Source organism: Pontibacter mangrovi (assembly GCF_006385705.1).
GTDB lineage: Bacteria > Bacteroidota > Bacteroidia > Cytophagales > Hymenobacteraceae > Pontibacter > Pontibacter mangrovi.
The window spans coordinates 64,198-80,979 of the sequence record NZ_VFRQ01000004.1; the positions used below are offsets into that span (position 1 = coordinate 64,198).

Here is a 16,782-nt window from a genome sequence, read left to right on the forward strand (position 1 = left end):
CAGGCTTGGCCCGTACAAAACAACACCTAAACCTTACCTTTATTTTATGATTGCAGCAATTGTCAGCTTTTTAGTGATGCTGAACCCGTTTGCCCTCTTTCTGTACCTGAGGCCCGTGATGAGTGATTTGTCGAGCGCTGATTTCCGCTCGGTGTTCCTGAAGGCCTCCATGATCTCGTTTGGCATATACCTGGTGTTTCTGTTCTTCGGCGATTTGATGTTTAAGACCGTGTTCCGCATAAACTTCGAGTCGTTCAGGATATTTGGCGGCGTGGTGCTGTTTTCTTTCGCTTACATCTTTATTGTGCAGGGCAAAAAAGCCTTTATCCAGATAAAAGGCGACCTGCACGACCTTGCCTCTGAGATTGCCTTGCCTTTTATGGTGGGCGCGGGCACCATCTCGCTTACCGTGCTGATGGCCGAAGAGCTGGCCCTGTGGCAGGGCGTGCTATCGCTTGCCATTATCATGGCCGTGAACTTCGGGATCATTATGGGGCTGAAGAACATCCGCAGAGGCATGCGCTCCAAAAAGGTGCAGGTGGCTTTCGATAAAAACATGGAGATACTGCTGCGCATCAACGGCTTCTTTCTGGGCGCCATCGGCATAGACATGATCGTGACAGGCATCAGGCACCTGGTGGCAGCCGGAGTAGCTTAGCCCTCCAAAACCTGCTCCTCAGGGAGGGGCTTAGTGCTTACTTTATCACGTCCTCAGAGTACACCAGCCACAGCGGCACGTTTATATCGGTGTTATATATTTCGGTAGGCACGCTGCCCAGGCTAAGCGAGGGCAGGGGGTTATTCCCCTTCAGGCCCAGCACCAGCAGGTCATATTTGCCTTTCTCCAGCTGCTGGGCAATGCGCCCGGCAATGCTCTTGTTGGCGGCGCGCACCAGCGTATAAGGTATGCCAGCTATCTCCGGGTGCTTTTTCTGCAGGTCGGCGAATTTTTCCTTTACAACCTCCTCGGCTTTTTTTACGGCTTTCTCTTCGGATATCAGCGGGAAGAACTGGCTCGGGAGCCGGTACACGTGCATGATCTCCAGATGCAGGCGGAGCTGGTCGGCCAGGTTACGGCTCAGGTGCAGGGCGTGCAGCGACGCGTCTGAGAAATCAATCGGGACCAGCACCCTCTGAATCGGGAACTGTGCCGTTTCCGGGAAGACAAGCATGCTGCAGGGCAGAATGCGCAGCAGTTTGGTGCCCAGCGCCCCGGTGCTTTTGTCGCTCATCTTTTTGCCGAGCAGCGTCAGCTTTATTTTATAGCGCTTTACCAGGTCCGCCAGTATAATCTCGGTGTTCGGCTCCTCGCTCACCAGTATCTCATAGTCGGCGGCGTTGGTAAAATGCGCTGTCACGATGTCGGTAATGTTGCCTTCAATCTCATCGCTGATGTTCACATCGCCAAAGAACTCCCGGAAGTCGTCGCTCAACTCCGAGGTTTTGATGTTGTGCACAAAGTATACTTTCTTTACCGGCACCCGCTCAAAAATGGACCGGGCAAAGCCTACTAGTTTTTCGTCAATATCGCTCAGGTCGAGGCAAACCATCATGGCATCTACTGCAATCATAGCGTTTCGGGGTTTTGTGTGGTGGGAGGATCTTTTCTTACATCAGCGGGTTTCGCTTCCTGCTTTTGGGCGCGCCGGGCAATTACTTCTGCTACCAGCTGCTGGTAGTCCTTGCGCTGCTGCGCCATGCCCAGTTTCCTTTCCTCGGCCAACTCTTCGCTCAGGCCGCGGTACAGGCTGTAGCACATCAGCAGGAGGATAAGCGCAAAGGGCAGGCCCGTCAGGATGACGGCCGTTTGCAGGGCCTGCAGGCCGCCGCCTATTAAAAGCACGGCTGCCACGGCGCCCTCTGCCAACGCCCAGAAGATGCGCACACCTACCGGCGAGTCGGGCCTGCCGCCCGAGGTGAGGCTGTCGACCACCAGCGAGCCGGAGTCGGAGGAGGTGACGAAAAAGCCGGCCACCAGCACAATGCCTATCACGGAGAGCACGGTAGAAAAAGGCAGCTGCTCAAAGAACACGAAAAGCGCCGTGGAGATGTCTGCGGCCACGGCCTCGGCCACCGCGTTGTTGCCGGCCAGCACCTCGTGCAGGGCTGTGCTGCCAAACACGGTCATCCACAGGAACGAGAGCAGGGACGGCACGATCAGCACGCCAAGTATAAACTCCCGGATGGTGCGGCCTTTGGAAACGCGCGCGATAAAGATGCCCACAAAAGGTGCCCACGAAATCCACCAGGCCCAGTAGAACACCGTCCAGGCGCCTTGCCAGTTGCGGGTAGAGTAGGCCTCGTTCCAGAAAGAGAGCTGCAGGAAGTTGCCCAGGTAGGAGCCTGTGTTCTGCACATAAGAGCCAAGTATAAAAACCGTAGGCCCCAGAAACAGCACGGCCAGCAGCACCAGCAAGGCTATCCGCACGTTCCACTCGCTCAGGATGCGCACGCCTTTGTCTACGCCCGTAACCACAGACACAGTGGCGATGGCCGTGATGCCGGCTATAAGTATGATTTGGGTGGTTACGCCGCTGGCAATGGCCGGGAAAACGTGGTGCAGGCCGGCTGCCACCTGTTTCACGCCGAGGCCCAGCGAGGTAGCCAGGCCAAAAAGCGTCGCCAGCACCGCCAGGATATCGATCACATCGCCGATAAGGCCGTGGATGCGCTCTCCCAGAAACGGGTAAAAAACGGAGCGGACGGTGAGGGGCAGCTTTCGGCTATAGGTAAAGTAGGCCAGCGAAAGCCCCACCAGCGCGTAAATGGCCCAGGCATGGAAGCCCCAGTGCAGGAAAGTATAGTTCATGGCCTGCCTAGCGGCGGCGGGTGTGCCCGGCTCTCCCAGGGGCGGCGTCTGGAAGTGGTTGATAGGCTCGGCGATACTCCAGAAAAGCAGGCCGATGCCCATGCCCGCGCTAAACAGCATGGCAAACCAGGAGGACGTGCTGAACTCGGGCTTCGCGTCCTTTCCGCCCAGCCTGATGTGCCCGAACTTGCCAAAGGCCATGTACAGGCAGTACACCACAAACACGTTTACGCTAAGTATAAACAGCCAGCCCATGTTGGCGGTTACGGCGGCCTGCGTGTCGCTGAAGAATTCCTCAGCGCCCTTTCTAAAGGTCAGCACCAGCCCTATCACCAGGATGAGTATGACAATGGAAGACCAGAAAACCGGGCCGTTTACCTCCAGCCCCAAGGATTTTTTTGTGTCGCTTCTTACTTTACTCATGTAGTATATGTTAAGCTCAGAAATAATATCCCATGTTTATGTTAAAACGCATGTGCCACTTTGTGTCATCGGGGGTGCCGGCGGTGAAGGCGTTCGTCCACTCCGGCCCCAGCCACGGGTGGTTATAGCCAAAGGCCGCATCGGTGTAGATGTACATCGGGCCGGCCGTCAGGAGGGCGCCAAGTACGTTCATGTGTGCGTTTTCGTAGCCGCTGATGCGTTTGTTGTAGTAGCCGTAGTTGTTGTAGATATCGATGCTTTGCAGCAGGCGCGTCTGTATCGGAAGGTGGTAGGAGATGCCTGCCGTATATACCTCGCCTTTGTTGGCCACGTTGTAATTGGCCCCGTACGCGCCCATCTCCACAAAATCAAGGTCGTTTCCGGCGGCATACTTGGGGTTGATGCGGTAGAGCATCGCCTGCAGCTTCAGGTTCCAGGGGCTGTGGCCTGATTTATACTCGTAGTGCACAGCGCCGGCGTAGCGGTTGCCGTTCTCCTCGGTATCGAGGTTGTAAATCAGCCCGCCCTGCACCGACACCCCCAGCTCATGCGCCAGGCTGTCGCCCAAGCGCCGCACTACCTTAAAGTTAAGCTGGTTATTTTCCTTGTTGCGGCCGGTTATGTCGTACGAGTAACGGTTAGGGCTAGCCTCTGCAGAACTAAACACCATGTCTTCGGCACTTTTATAGTAGGCTGCCTGCCACTGCCATTGGCCCGCGTCGTGTATATACTTCACGCCCATGTCGTGGTCATCCTCAAAACCGATGTAGTAGGTCATATTAAAGAACCAGTTGTTGGAGTTGTACTGCTGAATGCCAAAGGGCACTTGGTTCAGGCCCACCTGCAGCTGTGAGGCCTCCGAGAAATCATGTTGAAACCAGCCCTGCTTTAAAAAGCCGCCACCGAATGCTTCCGAGTAAAAGCGGTACTCGGCGTTTAGCTTGATGCCTTTATACGCTGCCTCGGCGTTGATGCGGAACAGGTCGAAGCCAAAGTCGCCGCCGCGTTCCAGTTGGTCCTCTTTCCAGGTAGACAAGTTGTAGTTGAAGCGCAACGCGCCACCGAGTTTCAGGTACGGTTTCTCTTCAGGCTTCTCCTCTTCCGGGTACTGCGCTCGGCAAACCGCGCTTACCAGGAGGAGAAGCGGTAACAACAAAATCCATTTCAGTATAACTCTTTTCAATGGCATCTGCTAGTTTAGGTTTAACATTGCCCTACTAGGTTGGACGAACTGAGGTGATTTAAGTTGTCCGACGGGCTACACTTCAAGTATGTTTCCGTTGCAACCTTGCATCGCCTTTACCACTGCCTTTGCTGCACTTGGCCATTCGCAAACGGGCCTTAGCTTAAAAGCTATGGTGAATTGTGCGCTGCAAGTATAAAATTTATGGTGTTTTTCGTTTATAATGTTAAACGGAAGTAAGTTTGCGCGGCTGCATAGAGTGGTGCGGTTGCGCCATCAAATTGATGAGGAGTTTTAAGGATGAGTGTTTTTAAAGAATGTAGCTATGGAAACAAAAGTAAACCTGCGGGAGGAGATCAGGAACGCCTACAATAAACTGGAAGGGGCTTTTACGAAGGGAAATGTAACAGGCGTAGACAGCATATATGTGGAAAACGCCGAACTGTTGGCGCCCGGCCACGATGTGGCAAAAGGGAAAAGTGCTATACTGAAGTATTGGCAGGGTATCGTAGATATGGGGATCAGGAAGGTTGAGCTGAACACAGATAAGGTAGAGGACCACAACGACCTCGCCGTTGAAACGGGCACCTACCGGATGTATGCCCAAGCCAATCAGCAAATAGACCAGGGTAAGTATATTGTGCTGTGGAAGCATACGGATGGTAAAATGCTGGTGGAAAGGGGCATCTGGAACAGCAGCAACCCTGAGTCGTTGCAGTTCCTGACCTCACGGATCCCGCAGCACCGTTGATTTTCTAACCATACAAACAGACCAACCTATGGAAACAACAACAGTGAACATCGGTGCAGAGATCAAGCGCGCCAACGAAAAGTTTATACAGGCCTTTACCGAGGGCAATGCTGCCGGCATCGCCAATTTATACACCGATGAGGGCATGCTCTTGCCCACCGGCATGGAGGCTGTAAAAGGAAAGCCGGGCATACAGGAGTTTTGGCAGGGCGCCATGAAAATGGGTGTAAAAGGCGTAAAACTGGAAACCGTGGAGGTGCTGCCCTGTGAGAACACGGCCATTGAAATGGGAAACTATACGTTAACAGGTGAGGGCGGCACCCGGATGGACAAAGGAAAGTACATTGTGGTGTGGCAGAAGCAAAACGGCCAGTGGAAGCTGCACAAAGACATCTGGAACACCAGCCTGAGCGCCACCTAAGTTGAACGGCACAAAGTATAAACGCCCTGCAGGTATAAACTTGCAGGGCGTTTGCTTTAGCTGCGGCGCAAAGTATACACTATGGCTGCAGGTTGGTTTTACTTTTTAGACTGCGGCACCGGGAAACCACGGTCACGCATCAAGGCATCAATCGTCGCGTCGCGGCCACGGAACTTGCGGTACGCCTCGGCAGGGTCCATGGAGTTGCGCGGGGCAAACAGGTACTTCACCAACTTGTCGGCCACTTCCTTGTCGTAGAACCCGCCCGGCGCTTCGGCAAAAGCCTCGGCAGCGTCAGAGGTCAGCACGTCGGCCCAAAGGTAACCGTAGTAGCCAGTAGCGTAGCCCTCACCGGAGAACACGTGCCCGAAGTGCGGCGAACGGTGGCGCATCACGATCTCTTTCGGCATGTTCAGCTCGGCCAGCGTCTCGCGCTCAAACTTGTCCGGGTCCAGGTTGGTTGGGTCTGCCAGGTGATACTTCATGTCCATCAGGGCAGAGGCCAGAAACTCGGTAGTGGCAAAGCCCTGGTTAAAGGTAGCCGCCTTCTCGATCTTGGCAACCAACTCCTGCGGCATTGGCTCACCGGTCTTGTAGTGCTTCAGGTAGTTGTTGATCACCTTGTCGGTAGACAGCCAGCGCTCCAGCAACTGCGACTGGAACTCGGTATAGTCGCGCACGCCGCCGTTCAGGGTCGGGTATTTTACGTTAGAAGACAGGAAGTGCAGCGCGTGGCCAAACTCGTGGAAGAAGGTTTCGGCATCGTCCCAGGACACCAGCACCGGCTCGCCTGGGGCAGGCTTCACGAAGTTAGAGTTGTTGGAGGCGAGCACCGTCTCTTTGCCGTCAAAGGTAGTATGGGAGCGGTAGGTAGTGGCCCAGGCGCCGGAGCGCTTGCCCTGCCGCGCAAACGGGTCGAGGTACCACAGGCCGATGTGCTCGCCGGTGGTTTTATCGGTCACTTCCCATACTTTCACATCCTCGTGGAACACGGGCACAGAGCCCTCCGGCACCGGCGTGAACTTAAAGTTAAACAGCTCGCCGGCAGTGTAGAAGATCGCCTGCGTCAGGTTGCCCAGCTCCAGGTACTGCTTCACCTCATCCGAGTTCAGGTCATACTTCTCCTGGCGCACTTTCTCGGCGTAGTAGCGGTAGTCCCACGGCTCTATGGTGATCTTGGCTTTGCTGGTTTTGTCGGCGATGGCCTGCATGTCGGCTACCTCTTCCTCTACGCGGGCCAGGGCAGCAGGCCATACGGCCAGCATCAGGTCCATGGCGGCCTCAGGCGTTTTCGCCATGCGGTTTTGCAGGCGCCACTCGGCAAAGTTGTCGTAGCCCATGAGCTGCACGCGCTCCCGGCGCAGCTGCAGTATCTTGGTGATGTTCTCGTTGTTGTCGTGCTCGTCGCCGTTATCGGCACGCGAGTAGTAGTTTTTCCATACTTTCTCACGCAGGGCGCGCTCATCCGAGTAGGTCAGGAACTGGTCCATGCTGGAGCGGGTGTTGGTCACGGCATACTTGCCTTCCTGGCCGCGGTCGGCGGCGGCTTTGGCGGCAGCCTTCACAAACGACTCGGGCAGCCCGCCCAACTGGTCTTTGGTGAGGTATACCACATAGCCTTCTTCGTCTGCCAGCACGTTGTTGGAGAACGAAGTATAAAGCGCCGCCAGCTCCTTGTTTATCTCCGCGTAACGCTGCTTTTTCTCCGGACTCAGGTCAGCGCCTTCCATCGCGAAGCCCTCGTACACCAGCTGCACCACGCGCTGCTGGTCGGCTGGCAGCGGGTTTTTCCGGGATGCCTCGTAAACAGTTTTAACGCGCTGGAACAGCTTCTCGTTCTGCGAGATCTTAGAGCTGAACTCCGATATTTTCGGCGCCAGTTCTGCCTGCACCTCGCGGAACTCCGGCGTGGACACGTTGCTGCTCCAGATGCCATAGTAGGTAAACACGCGGTCCAGCTCCTTGCCGGAGCGCTCCATAGCCGCAATGGTGTTCTCGAAGGTGGCAGGCTCCGGGTTGTTGGCGATCTTCTCCACCTCGGCCAGGTTCAGGGCCATGGCTTTCTCCATGGCCGGCTGCAGGTCGGCCAGGTTCATTTTATCGAAGGCCGGCACACCGCCATAGGGGCCGGTCCACTCTTGCAGGAGCGGGTTGGTTTCTTCCTGTTTTTGTTCCATTTGGGTTTGCTGTGCCTGTTCCTGCGTCTTTACGGAGGAGCAGTTGCTAAGGGCAAGTATGGCCACCAGGCCAGCTGCCGTTATTACTTTCTTTTGCATCTGTCGTTTGGGTAAACTTATACTTTAGGTGTCAAAACTGTTCCGTTTATGAACAATCAACAGTACAAGTTACAAAAAAATGTTGTTCCGGGGCATTTCGTGCTTCCCTGGCAAGGCACTTCTACTGCAAAAGTATGGCCCCGGCAGTTGCTATTGTGCTGCAAAACACATTACTTAGAGGCTGCAGAAACATGGAAAATCGCCGCAACCTGTACTTCTATTATTATCGCCTAAGCCTGCTCCGGGACTTAAGCATGGGTTGCTGTTGCGTTTAGCTTGCTACTGAAACCATAACCGAGTCCTGGCCCAGCCGGGACTTTTTTGTTTATACCCCATACATCACACACAGAAAATCATGCATACAGTAACTATAGTTGGGCTTGGGCTTATCGGAGGCTCCGCTGCGCGCGACCTGCGCCGGGAAAATGTTGCAACAAGTATCATCGGCGTGGACCAAAACCCGGCGCATGCCGGCGCGGCCCTTGCCTTGGGCCTTGTGGACGAGGTGCTGCCGCTGCAGGAAGCCGTGGAAAAGGCGGATGTGGTGTTGCTGGCAGTGCCGGTAAACGCTATTGGCGCGCTGCTGCGGCCCGTGCTCGACCTGTTGCCAGAGCACGCCACCCTCATCGACTTTGGCTCTACCAAGAGCGCGCTTTGCGGGCAGGTAAGGCAGCACCCGAAGCGGGGGCAGTATGTGGCGGCACACCCCATTGCAGGCACCGAGAACTCTGGCCCCGCGGCCGCGCTGGAGCATTTGTATAAGGGCAAAACCAATATTGTGTGTGAGCGGGAGGCCTCGTCGGGGGAGGCACTGGCTACGGCCATGGCACTTTTTGAGGCGCTCGGGCTGCAAACGGTTTTCATGGACGCAGAAACGCACGACAAGCAGCTGGCCTACATCTCGCACCTGTCGCATGTGAGCTCTTTTGTACTGAGCATGACGGTGCTGGACGCGGAGAAGGCTGAGAAGGATATTTTTGCGCTGGCCGGCAGCGGCTTTGCCTCCACGGTGCGTCTGGCCAAAAGCTCGCCCGCCATGTGGGCACCCATCTTTGAGCAGAACAGCGCTTACCTGGGGCAGGCCATCGAAGAGTACATCACCATTCTGAAGCAGTTTCAGGAGCACCTGCAGAGCGGCAACACCGCCATACTTTACCAGATGATGGAGCAGGCAAACAAGATCAGGCCCGTGCTGGAGGGGAAGGCTAAAACGCCTGCCTTGTAATACAAGCCGCTACGTGGTGAGCGGCAAAGGGCATGGTACAGATAATCTTCTGAATTTTTATACTAACTAATTGAAATTTACGTAGAACACAACTGTGTAACCAGCCCAGCATCGCCATGTATACTACCGTTTTCAAATTCGAGGAGGGAAGCCCGTTTGTAGACGCCAGGCGCCCGGTTAGTAACGAGATCCACGACAGGCTACTATGGCAGGCCATGCGCCTTTCTAAGTCCGGGAAGCGCGTTTTCAAAGACGGGTTGATCATTTACACGCCCATACCGGCATACTTGCAGGGCCCCACAACGCTGGAGGTGTACTGGGATTTTGGAAATTCCGAAGAGTATGGCGCCCCTTTTAAAGCAGCCTCCTGAAAGTTAGGTAACAAAGGCTGTATGGCTTGTTTCTTTTACCGCTTACCAACGTATACTACCGCATGGACCTCACCTTTTTTAACACCCACACCCTGGCAGGAAGATTAGAGATTATCTGGGCCCATGGGAATTTTATAGCTTTTCGCGGCAGAAGAGGTTACCGGATCGCCTTATACGACCTGGGCAGCTTTTTTGCAGAAATCTGGTACAACCCGGCAAACGACTATGTGAGCCTGGTGCGGGGCTTTATAAGCAAAAAAGCGCTGGAGCCATACATCAACCAGGTAGACCTGATGGAAATGTTTGACTGGTAAGCCTTGCCATGTAAGCCAAAACTGCCTGCCAAAGCAGCGCCTGCGCCGGTGAGGAAGCCCTCAGCGTGCCCCACTTTTATACTTCTATTCTCCTCCCTCTTTGCCTGAACTGTGCGCCTGAGGCAGTAAATCAGGCTATGTTTTACTAACTTGCCAATTAGTAGGTAAAAAAATGCCAAACTATAAGCTCGTTAGATGAACATCATAAGAAACCTAAAGATCAGGGATAAGCTCATCCTTCTTCTGTCCCTGCTGCTGATTCCGCTAGTATACCTGGTTACGACCACCGTTATCCGGGAGCTGGAGGAGAGCGAGGCCCTGCAGGAGGAAATGCTGCAGCTGGAGGAATCGGAGAAAATCTCGGCTTACCTGCACTACTTGCAGCGGGAGCGGGCCCGTGCTTTAGGCGCCGCCACCGGCGACTCGGCTATGCTGGTAGAGGCCAAAGTTTACCGCGTAGAGACGGACGCCGCCGAAAGGGATCTGAAAAAGTATCTTGAAGAATCCGGAAGAACGCTGCCGGAGCTGTCGATGCTGAACGAACTGAAGGTTTTCCGCACCCAGTTAGACCAGCATCGTCTGAACGTGCAGGAATACAGGCGCTTTTCCACAGAGCTGATCTTTAGCCTGTTGGATAGAATGGCCGATAACGCTTCCAATTCTGGCAACCCGGTACTGGCCCGGCAACTGGAGAGCTTCAGGCAACTAACCGAGGCAAAAATTCAGCTCGGCCGTATCCGGAGCCTGGTGGTAAATTCCATTCAGTCGGGCTCCTTCCCTCCCAAAGACTACGGCGTCGTTATGTCTCAAATTGCGGCGTTTGAGCGGGCGCTGGCTAATTTTAACCGCTATGCCGATCCTGTAACCATACAAAATGTACAGCAGATAATCGAGTCAGAGAACTACCACCGCATGGCGGCCATCCTGCAGGCCATCGACGAAAAACCGGAGCTGGATTTATCGGCCTACGACCCTGCCAAAACGTTCCGGGAGTTTACCACAAGTATAGAAGACCTGCGGGTAGCCGAGAAGGTGCTGATCGGGCGCATCGGAGATGAGGTGAATGCGCGCATTACGGAGAAAGAGGGGAAAGTTGGCGTGCTGCTGCTGGTTTTTCTGCTGACCGTGGGGCTGGCCATTGTGCTGGCCATGTATATCATCAACCTGATCGCCACCTCGCTCTCGAGACTGAAAACCGCCGCCGACCGCATTAAACTTGGCGCTACCGACGTGGTGATCGACGTGGACTCGAGGGATGAGATTGGCAGCGTGGCGGAGTCTTTTAGGGGCGTGCTGCGCAAAACCGTGAAGCTGTCGGAAGTGGCGCAGGCCATTGGCGATGGCCGCTACGATGTGGAGGTGGAACTGCAGAGCCAGGAGGACGTGCTAAGCGGCGCCATCCGCGACATGAAAGATAATCTGCAGCGCTATACTTCCGAAAGCGCCAACCGCACGTTTATACTTACCGGCGTATCGGAGCTCAACAGCCAGGTGAGCAGCGAGACAGCCCTTGACCGGGTTTCCGAAAAAGCCATCTCCTTTCTTTGCGACTACACCGGCTCGGAGGCGGGCATTATGTACCTGCACGGCAACAACGGAAAGCTAACGCCGGTTGCCAGCCACGGCGTGGCCGTAAGCCCCGAGCAGCTGCCGGCCTTTGCCATCGGCACGGGCAAGGTAGGCGAGGCGGTGCAGGAGCGCAAGGTAAAAGTGCTGGAGAATGTGGGGGAGGAGTACCTGCGGGTTAAATCCGGCCTGGCCGACATCGCCCCGGCTTCCGTGATCATCGTTCCGCTATACTTTGCCGATAACATGGTAGGAGCCCTGGAGCTGTCTTCGCGCCGGCCTTACACAGAGCTGCACCAGCGCCTGTTTGAGTCGATTGCCGAGCGCATTGCCGTGGTGATCCATACCTTGAAACAGCACCTGCAAACCCAGGAGCTGCTATACGAAACACAGAACCAGGCCGAAGAGCTGGAGACGCAGCAGGAGGAACTGCGCCAACTCAACGCCGAGCTGAAGGCATCGGAAGAGGAGCTGCGCGTGAACCAGGAGGAGCTGCAGGAGAAGAACGCCGAGCTGGAGGAGAAGGCGCAGCTGCTGGAGGAGCAGTACGAGGCCCTGGGTGCCAAGAACAAAGCCCTGGAAGATGCGCGCGAGGCCATTGAGCTGAAAATACAGCAGGTGGAAACTGTGAGCAAGTATAAAAGCGACTTCCTGGCCAATATGAGCCACGAGCTGCGCACGCCGCTCAACAGCATCCTTATACTTTCGAGGCTGCTGGCCGATAACTCTGAGAACACCCTTTCTGAGAAGCAGGTGGACCATGCCCAGATCATCCACAAGTCGGGCAACGACCTGCTTCGTCTCATCAACGAAATCCTGGACCTGTCTAAGATCGAGTCGGGGATGGTGCGGCTGGAGACAGAGGAACTGCAGGTGAAGGACATCTCCATGGCGCCGCTGTTTAAAGAAGTCGCCGCCAAAAAGCAGATCCGCTTCATCGAGCGCATCAACCCCGGCAGCTCCGACATAGTCGTGACCGACCGCTTCCGCCTGGAGCAGGTCCTGAAGAACTTTATCGGCAACGCCCTGAAGTTTACCGAGGCCGGCGGCGAAGTGGAGTTCTCCATCTCGCCTGTGCTGCATAAGCCTAAGTTTAAATCGGAGCAGCTGCGCGAGCAGACTGATATCCTGGCCTTTTCGGTGCGCGACACGGGCATCGGCATACCAAAGGAGAAGCAGGGAATGGTGTTTGAGGCGTTCCAGCAGGCCGATACCTCTACCACGCGCAAGTATGGCGGCACCGGCCTGGGCCTTACCATCAGCAAAGAACTGGCTGCCCTGCTGGGCGGGGAGCTGATGCTGGAGAGTGAGGAGGGCAAAGGCAGCACCTTTACCTTATACTTGCCGCGCGTGCCGCAGACCGCCGCAGACCGTAAGCAGCCGGAACCAGTTGCCGCGCCAGAGCGCGTGACAAGTATAAAACCGGAGAAACCTGCCGCCGCTGTACCTGCGCCTGCGCCCGCACCAACCCAGGTAAATGGCAAAGGCCAGAGTGTGGGCCGGATGTTTATGGACATGGAGCGACAGGACAGGCAGGACATTAAGGTGCTGATCGTGGAGGATGACAAAGGCTTCAGCGATATTCTGGCTGACTTTGCCCTGGCCAAAAACTTTAAGGTGCGGCAGGCCTACACCGGGCAGGACGGCCTGGACCTGGCCCGCGAGGAGAAGCCCGACGCCATGCTGCTCGACATTCACCTGCCCGACATGACCGGATGGGACGTGCTGAAGTATGTGCGGGAGGATAAGGAGCTGCGCAACATGAACGTGCACGTAATGTCGGCCTATGACAAGGAGGTGATAGGCGAGCACGCCGAAAACGAGGAATACCTGCCCAAGCCGGTTACGCTGGAGATGCTGAACAAGGCCTTCAGTTCTATCTTGAGCGGGTCTGACGCCTCCATTGAGAACATCCTGATTGTAGAGGACAACGAGATAGAGAACAGAGCCGTGGCCGAGCTGCTGCTGGCGCATGGCCTCAAGTCCACCTCTGCGTTCTCTGCCGAGGAAGCGGAGCAGGTGCTGGCCAAGCAGAAGGTTGACTGCATCATACTGGACCTGAACCTGCCGGGCATGAAAGGCTACGACTGGATGAAGAAGATCAAGTCGCAGACGGGCCTGTCCGACATTCCGATCATCATCTACTCGGGCAAAGACCTGAGCAGCGAGGAGGAAACGCAGCTGAAGGAGTTTGCCAACACCATCATCATCAAAAACGAGTACTCTTACCTGCGCCTGCTGGATGAGGTGCAGCTGTTTCTGCACAAGGTAAACCAGAAGCTGCCGCAGGGCAAGGAGTTTAAGATGAAGCTGCATGTGCCAGAGGAGGTGCTGCGCGGCAAAAAAGTGCTGGTGGTGGATGATGACGTGCGCAACATTTACTCGCTGAGCAGCCTGCTGGAGCTGCACGGCATGGAAGTGGTGGCCGCCTACGATGGCAAGGAGGCGCTGGACAAGCTTGGCGCTGAGGAGGGTATCGATATGGTGCTGATGGATGTGATGATGCCGGAGATGGACGGCATAGAGGCGACAAAACGAATCCGGGCTATTTCTCGTTACAAGCAGCTCCCGATTATCGCGCTCACAGCAAAAGCCATGAAAGAAGACAGAGAGAAATGCATAGAAGCCGGCGCTTCTGACTATATACCCAAACCAGTGGATACCGACAAGTTGCTGACTTTAATGCGGGTGTGGTTGTATGAGGCCTGAGCAGGAGGAGCTTTTTGAGCAGGAGGTAGAGGCGCTGATACAAGACATCCTCACGCAGTATGGCTACGACTTCAGCGGGTACGCGCGGGCCTCGGTGTACCGCAGGATAAAGCGCTTTCTGGGCCAGAAGCACCTGCCAAGCATGGAGGCGCTGCGCGAAAGGCTGTTTGCAGACAGTTTCTTTTTCGAGAACTTCCTGCAGGAGGTGACCGTGAACGTGACCGAGATGTTCCGCGACCCTACGTTTTTCCTGTCGCTGCGCCAGAACGTGCTGCCCATACTTAGCACCTACCCCTACATTAAGATCTGGGATGCCGGCTGTTCCACCGGGGAGGAGCTTTTCTCGCTGGCCATACTTTTAGAGGAGGAGGGATTGCTGTCTCGCACCAAGATCTACGCGACCGACATTAACCAAAAGGTGCTGCGGCAGGCCAAAGAAGGCATTTTTCCGGCAGCCAACATGGCGGCTTATACGTCGGCCTACTATGCGGCAGGCGGCAAGCGCGAGTTCTCGAGCTACTACACCAGCAACTACGGCAGCGTGAAGTTTAACGCGCAGCTGGTGAAGAACGTGGTGTTTTACCCGCACAATCTGGCTACCGATACGTCTTTTAACGAGTTCCACCTGGTTGTGTGCCGCAACGTGCTCATATACTTTAACCGGCAGCTGCAGGAGCGGGTGTTTCACTTGTTCGACGAGAGCCTGGTGAGCCTGGGCTACCTGGCGCTGGGCAAAAAGGAAACGCTGGCGATGTCGGGTATCAGCAGCAACTATAACGCGGTGGATAAGAGCAACCGCATTTACCGTAAGCTAAACTAATGCAGAACGATGCTTTAAAACTGGTGGTGATTGGAGGCTCCTGGGGCGGTATTCAGGCGTCGCTGGGCGTGCTGAAGGACCTGCCGGTAAACTATAGCATACCGGTGGTGCTGGTGCTGCACCGCCTGCGCAACCAGGAGGGCAGCCTGCAGGAGCTGCTCGACAAGAAGCTGCCCCTGAAGGTAGTGGAGGTGGGGGACAAGGAGCCGGTGCTGCCCGGGCACGTCTATCTGGCGCCAGCCAACTACCATGTGCTTCTGGAAAAAGACCATACTTTCTCGCTGGACGACTCGGAGCTGGAGAACTATTCGCGCCCCTCCATCGACGTAACCTTTACCAGCGCCGCCGATGTTTACGGCAAAAACACGGTAGGCATACTGTTAAGTGGCGCCAGCAGGGACGGAAGTTCAGGATTAAAGTATATATTTGAAAAAGAAGGCTTGGTGGTGGCCCAGGACCCGGCAGAGGCGGAGGTCGCTACCATGCCACAGGCAGCCATTGCCACCATACCTGGCTGTAGAGTAATGAACGTAGCGCGTATACAGGAGTTTTTGCTAGCCTTACATGAACACTGACCACGATATCAAACCGATAACCACGCATACAAACGTACACCCCGTCCGGGTACTGCTGGTGGACGACAAGCCGGAGAACCTGGTGAGCCTGGAGAGCCTGCTTGCTGAGGAGGGAGATAACGTGACTTACCTGTTTGCGAACTCCGGCGAGGAAGCCCTGAAAATAGCCTTGCAGGAGGAGCTGGCGCTTGTCCTGCTGGATGTGCAGATGCCCGGCATGAATGGCTATGAAGTGGCCCGCTACCTGCGCGATATCTCCAAAACCCGCCATGTGCCGATTATCTTCGTAACCGCCATTTCGGAGCAGGATGCCCATGTGATAGAGGGGTTTGAGGCCGGAGCCGTGGATTTTCTGTTTAAGCCGCTGCACCCGATCATCACCAAAGCCAAAGTGGCCGCTTTTGTGCGCTTTTACCTGCAGAAAAAGGAGCTGGAGCGTGCCAACAAGGAAACCAAAGCGCTAAACCAGGAGCTGGAGCAGCGTGTGCAGGAGCGCACCCGTGCCCTTACCAAGGCCAACAAGGATCTCGATAACTTCGTCTACACGGCCTCGCACGACCTGAAGGCTCCTATCAATAACATTGAGGGCCTCATGACCGCCTTGCAGGAAACGCTGGAGGAGAAGGAGCTGGACCTGCAGGATGTCTCGCCGCTCATGCACATGATTAACGATGCCATCGGGCGTTTTAAAGATACGTTGATGGACCTGACGGAGGTGGCCAAGGTGCAGCACCAGGAGCAAAACAAAGCCCAGGAGAACGTCTGCTTCCAGGCGATACTGGATGATGTGAAAGTGCACATCAAAGACCTGATCCAGAAGTATGGCGCTAATATAACAGCAGATTTCTCGGCTGCCCCCGAAATCGTTTTCACCAGAAAAAACCTGCGCAGCATCCTCTACAACCTCGTTTCCAATTCCATTAAGTATAGCTCCCCCGACAGAAAACCCGAAATTGCCGTGGCTACAAAGATGGAAGGCAGCTTTGTGGTGTTAACGGTTCGCGATAACGGCTTGGGCTTGCGTAAACAGGACCAGGAAAAAGTGTTTGGGATGTTTAAGCGGCTGCACGCGCATGTGGAAGGCACCGGCGTTGGCCTGGCCATTGTGAAACGGATTGTGGAGAACTGCGATGGACGGATTGAATTCGAAAGTGAGTTGGGCAAAGGCTCCGAGTTTAAAGTATACCTGAGGCAGGAATAAGCGGCTACCTTTGAAGAGAACCACGCGCATTGCGCCTCCTGTTGCTGTGCCTGAGCTCTTCTGATTCCTTGTCATTGAAAGGGTTCTGAAGTATGATACTAATATCAACTCATTGATGCACCTCATCTACGGTTCCGA

General features: G+C 55.2%; 15 protein-coding genes. 11 read left to right on the forward strand and 4 right to left on the reverse strand.

What is annotated here, in order from left to right:
* The first annotated feature begins 46 nt into the window (after positions 1–46).
* Positions 47–658, forward strand: a complete 612-nt coding sequence (locus tag FJM65_RS08630) for a MarC family protein (RefSeq protein ID WP_140621113.1) — start codon at positions 47–49, stop codon at positions 656–658.
* 37 nt (positions 659–695) lie between these two features.
* Here the strand turns inward: FJM65_RS08630 and FJM65_RS08635 are convergent, their stop codons facing one another.
* From FJM65_RS08635 to FJM65_RS08645, 3 genes are read right to left on the reverse strand one after another with little or no spacing between them, the layout of a single operon-like run.
* Complete coding sequence (locus tag FJM65_RS08635) at positions 696–1,571, reverse strand: universal stress protein (protein WP_140621114.1); 876 nt, start codon at positions 1,569–1,571, stop codon at positions 696–698.
* Complete coding sequence (locus FJM65_RS08640) at positions 1,568–3,232, reverse strand: BCCT family transporter (RefSeq protein WP_140621115.1); 1,665 nt, start codon at positions 3,230–3,232, stop codon at positions 1,568–1,570. Before FJM65_RS08640 ends, FJM65_RS08635 begins: the two co-directional genes overlap by 4 nt.
* Positions 3,233–3,248: 16 nt before the next feature.
* The gene (locus FJM65_RS08645) at positions 3,249–4,421 is read right to left on the reverse strand and encodes a hypothetical protein (protein WP_239022888.1); all 1,173 of its coding nucleotides are present in this window, start codon (positions 4,419–4,421) and stop codon (positions 3,249–3,251) included.
* A gap of 319 nt (positions 4,422–4,740) precedes the next feature.
* On the opposite strand from FJM65_RS08645, the gene FJM65_RS08650 reads away from it, so the two are divergent.
* Positions 4,741–5,166, forward strand: a complete 426-nt coding sequence (locus FJM65_RS08650; protein ID WP_140621116.1) for a YybH family protein — start codon at positions 4,741–4,743, stop codon at positions 5,164–5,166.
* Positions 5,167–5,194: 28 nt separating this feature from the next.
* Positions 5,195–5,587, forward strand: a complete 393-nt coding sequence (locus FJM65_RS08655; RefSeq protein ID WP_140621117.1) for a YybH family protein — start codon at positions 5,195–5,197, stop codon at positions 5,585–5,587.
* 98 nt (positions 5,588–5,685) lie between these two features.
* On the opposite strand, the gene FJM65_RS08660 is transcribed toward FJM65_RS08655, so the two are convergent.
* Positions 5,686–7,863 carry a M3 family metallopeptidase gene (locus FJM65_RS08660; RefSeq protein WP_140621118.1) on the reverse strand — a complete coding sequence of 726 codons (2,178 nt, stop codon included), beginning with the start codon at positions 7,861–7,863 and terminating at the stop codon, positions 5,686–5,688.
* 48 nt (positions 7,864–7,911) lie between these two features.
* Here FJM65_RS08660 and FJM65_RS08665 point away from each other — a divergent pair, with 48 nt between their 5' ends.
* The 8 genes from FJM65_RS08665 to FJM65_RS08700 all read left to right on the forward strand — a co-directional run bounded on the left by FJM65_RS08665 (position 7,912) and on the right by FJM65_RS08700 (position 16,644).
* Positions 7,912–8,097, forward strand: a complete 186-nt coding sequence (locus FJM65_RS08665) for a hypothetical protein (RefSeq protein WP_140621119.1) — start codon at positions 7,912–7,914, stop codon at positions 8,095–8,097.
* A 121-nt stretch (positions 8,098–8,218) separates the two neighbouring features.
* Positions 8,219–9,088 (forward strand): prephenate dehydrogenase, encoded by an 870-nt coding sequence (locus FJM65_RS08670; protein ID WP_140621120.1) that lies wholly within the window; start codon positions 8,219–8,221, stop codon positions 9,086–9,088.
* 116 nt (positions 9,089–9,204) lie between these two features.
* On the forward strand, positions 9,205–9,459 hold the full coding sequence (locus FJM65_RS08675; protein ID WP_140621121.1) for a hypothetical protein: 255 nt from the start codon (positions 9,205–9,207) through the stop codon (positions 9,457–9,459).
* Between the two features lie 26 nt (positions 9,460–9,485).
* Entirely contained in the window at positions 9,486–9,773 is a 288-nt protein-coding gene (locus FJM65_RS08680; protein WP_181163680.1) for a hypothetical protein, read from the forward strand.
* A 195-nt stretch (positions 9,774–9,968) separates the two neighbouring features.
* Positions 9,969–14,048, forward strand: coding sequence for a response regulator (locus FJM65_RS08685; protein WP_140621123.1), 4,080 nt, complete (start codon positions 9,969–9,971; stop codon positions 14,046–14,048).
* Entirely contained in the window at positions 14,038–14,868 is an 831-nt protein-coding gene (locus FJM65_RS08690; RefSeq protein WP_140621124.1) for a CheR family methyltransferase, read from the forward strand. The genes FJM65_RS08685 and FJM65_RS08690 overlap by 11 nt, the downstream gene beginning before the upstream one ends.
* Positions 14,868–15,443: a chemotaxis protein CheB gene (locus tag FJM65_RS08695; RefSeq protein ID WP_140621125.1), complete on the forward strand. Its 576-nt coding sequence runs from the start codon at positions 14,868–14,870 to the stop codon at positions 15,441–15,443. The genes FJM65_RS08690 and FJM65_RS08695 overlap by 1 nt, the downstream gene beginning before the upstream one ends.
* Positions 15,433–16,644, forward strand: a complete 1,212-nt coding sequence (locus FJM65_RS08700) for a sensor histidine kinase (protein ID WP_140621126.1) — start codon at positions 15,433–15,435, stop codon at positions 16,642–16,644. The genes FJM65_RS08695 and FJM65_RS08700 overlap by 11 nt, the downstream gene beginning before the upstream one ends.
* Positions 16,645–16,782 lie beyond the last annotated feature (138 nt).

What these genes read in the sequence shown, in the direction of transcription:
- FJM65_RS08630 (WP_140621113.1), top strand. Translation starts at nt 47, where the DNA reads ATGATTGCAGCAATTGTCAGCTTTTTAGTGATGCTGAACCCGTTTGCC.
- FJM65_RS08685 (WP_140621123.1), top strand. Translation starts at nt 9,969, where the DNA reads ATGAACATCATAAGAAACCTAAAGATCAGGGATAAGCTCATCCTTCTT.
- FJM65_RS08645 (WP_239022888.1), bottom strand. Translation starts at nt 4,421, where the DNA reads ATGCCATTGAAAAGAGTTATACTGAAATGGATTTTGTTGTTACCGCTT.
- FJM65_RS08690 (WP_140621124.1), top strand. Translation starts at nt 14,038, where the DNA reads ATGAGGCCTGAGCAGGAGGAGCTTTTTGAGCAGGAGGTAGAGGCGCTG.
- FJM65_RS08640 (WP_140621115.1), bottom strand. Translation starts at nt 3,232, where the DNA reads ATGAGTAAAGTAAGAAGCGACACAAAAAAATCCTTGGGGCTGGAGGTA.
- FJM65_RS08675 (WP_140621121.1), top strand. Translation starts at nt 9,205, where the DNA reads ATGTATACTACCGTTTTCAAATTCGAGGAGGGAAGCCCGTTTGTAGAC.
- FJM65_RS08665 (WP_140621119.1), top strand. Translation starts at nt 7,912, where the DNA reads ATGAACAATCAACAGTACAAGTTACAAAAAAATGTTGTTCCGGGGCAT.
- FJM65_RS08700 (WP_140621126.1), top strand. Translation starts at nt 15,433, where the DNA reads ATGAACACTGACCACGATATCAAACCGATAACCACGCATACAAACGTA.
- FJM65_RS08660 (WP_140621118.1), bottom strand. Translation starts at nt 7,863, where the DNA reads ATGCAAAAGAAAGTAATAACGGCAGCTGGCCTGGTGGCCATACTTGCC.
- FJM65_RS08635 (WP_140621114.1), bottom strand. Translation starts at nt 1,571, where the DNA reads ATGATTGCAGTAGATGCCATGATGGTTTGCCTCGACCTGAGCGATATT.
- FJM65_RS08695 (WP_140621125.1), top strand. Translation starts at nt 14,868, where the DNA reads ATGCAGAACGATGCTTTAAAACTGGTGGTGATTGGAGGCTCCTGGGGC.
- FJM65_RS08655 (WP_140621117.1), top strand. Translation starts at nt 5,195, where the DNA reads ATGGAAACAACAACAGTGAACATCGGTGCAGAGATCAAGCGCGCCAAC.
- FJM65_RS08670 (WP_140621120.1), top strand. Translation starts at nt 8,219, where the DNA reads ATGCATACAGTAACTATAGTTGGGCTTGGGCTTATCGGAGGCTCCGCT.
- FJM65_RS08650 (WP_140621116.1), top strand. Translation starts at nt 4,741, where the DNA reads ATGGAAACAAAAGTAAACCTGCGGGAGGAGATCAGGAACGCCTACAAT.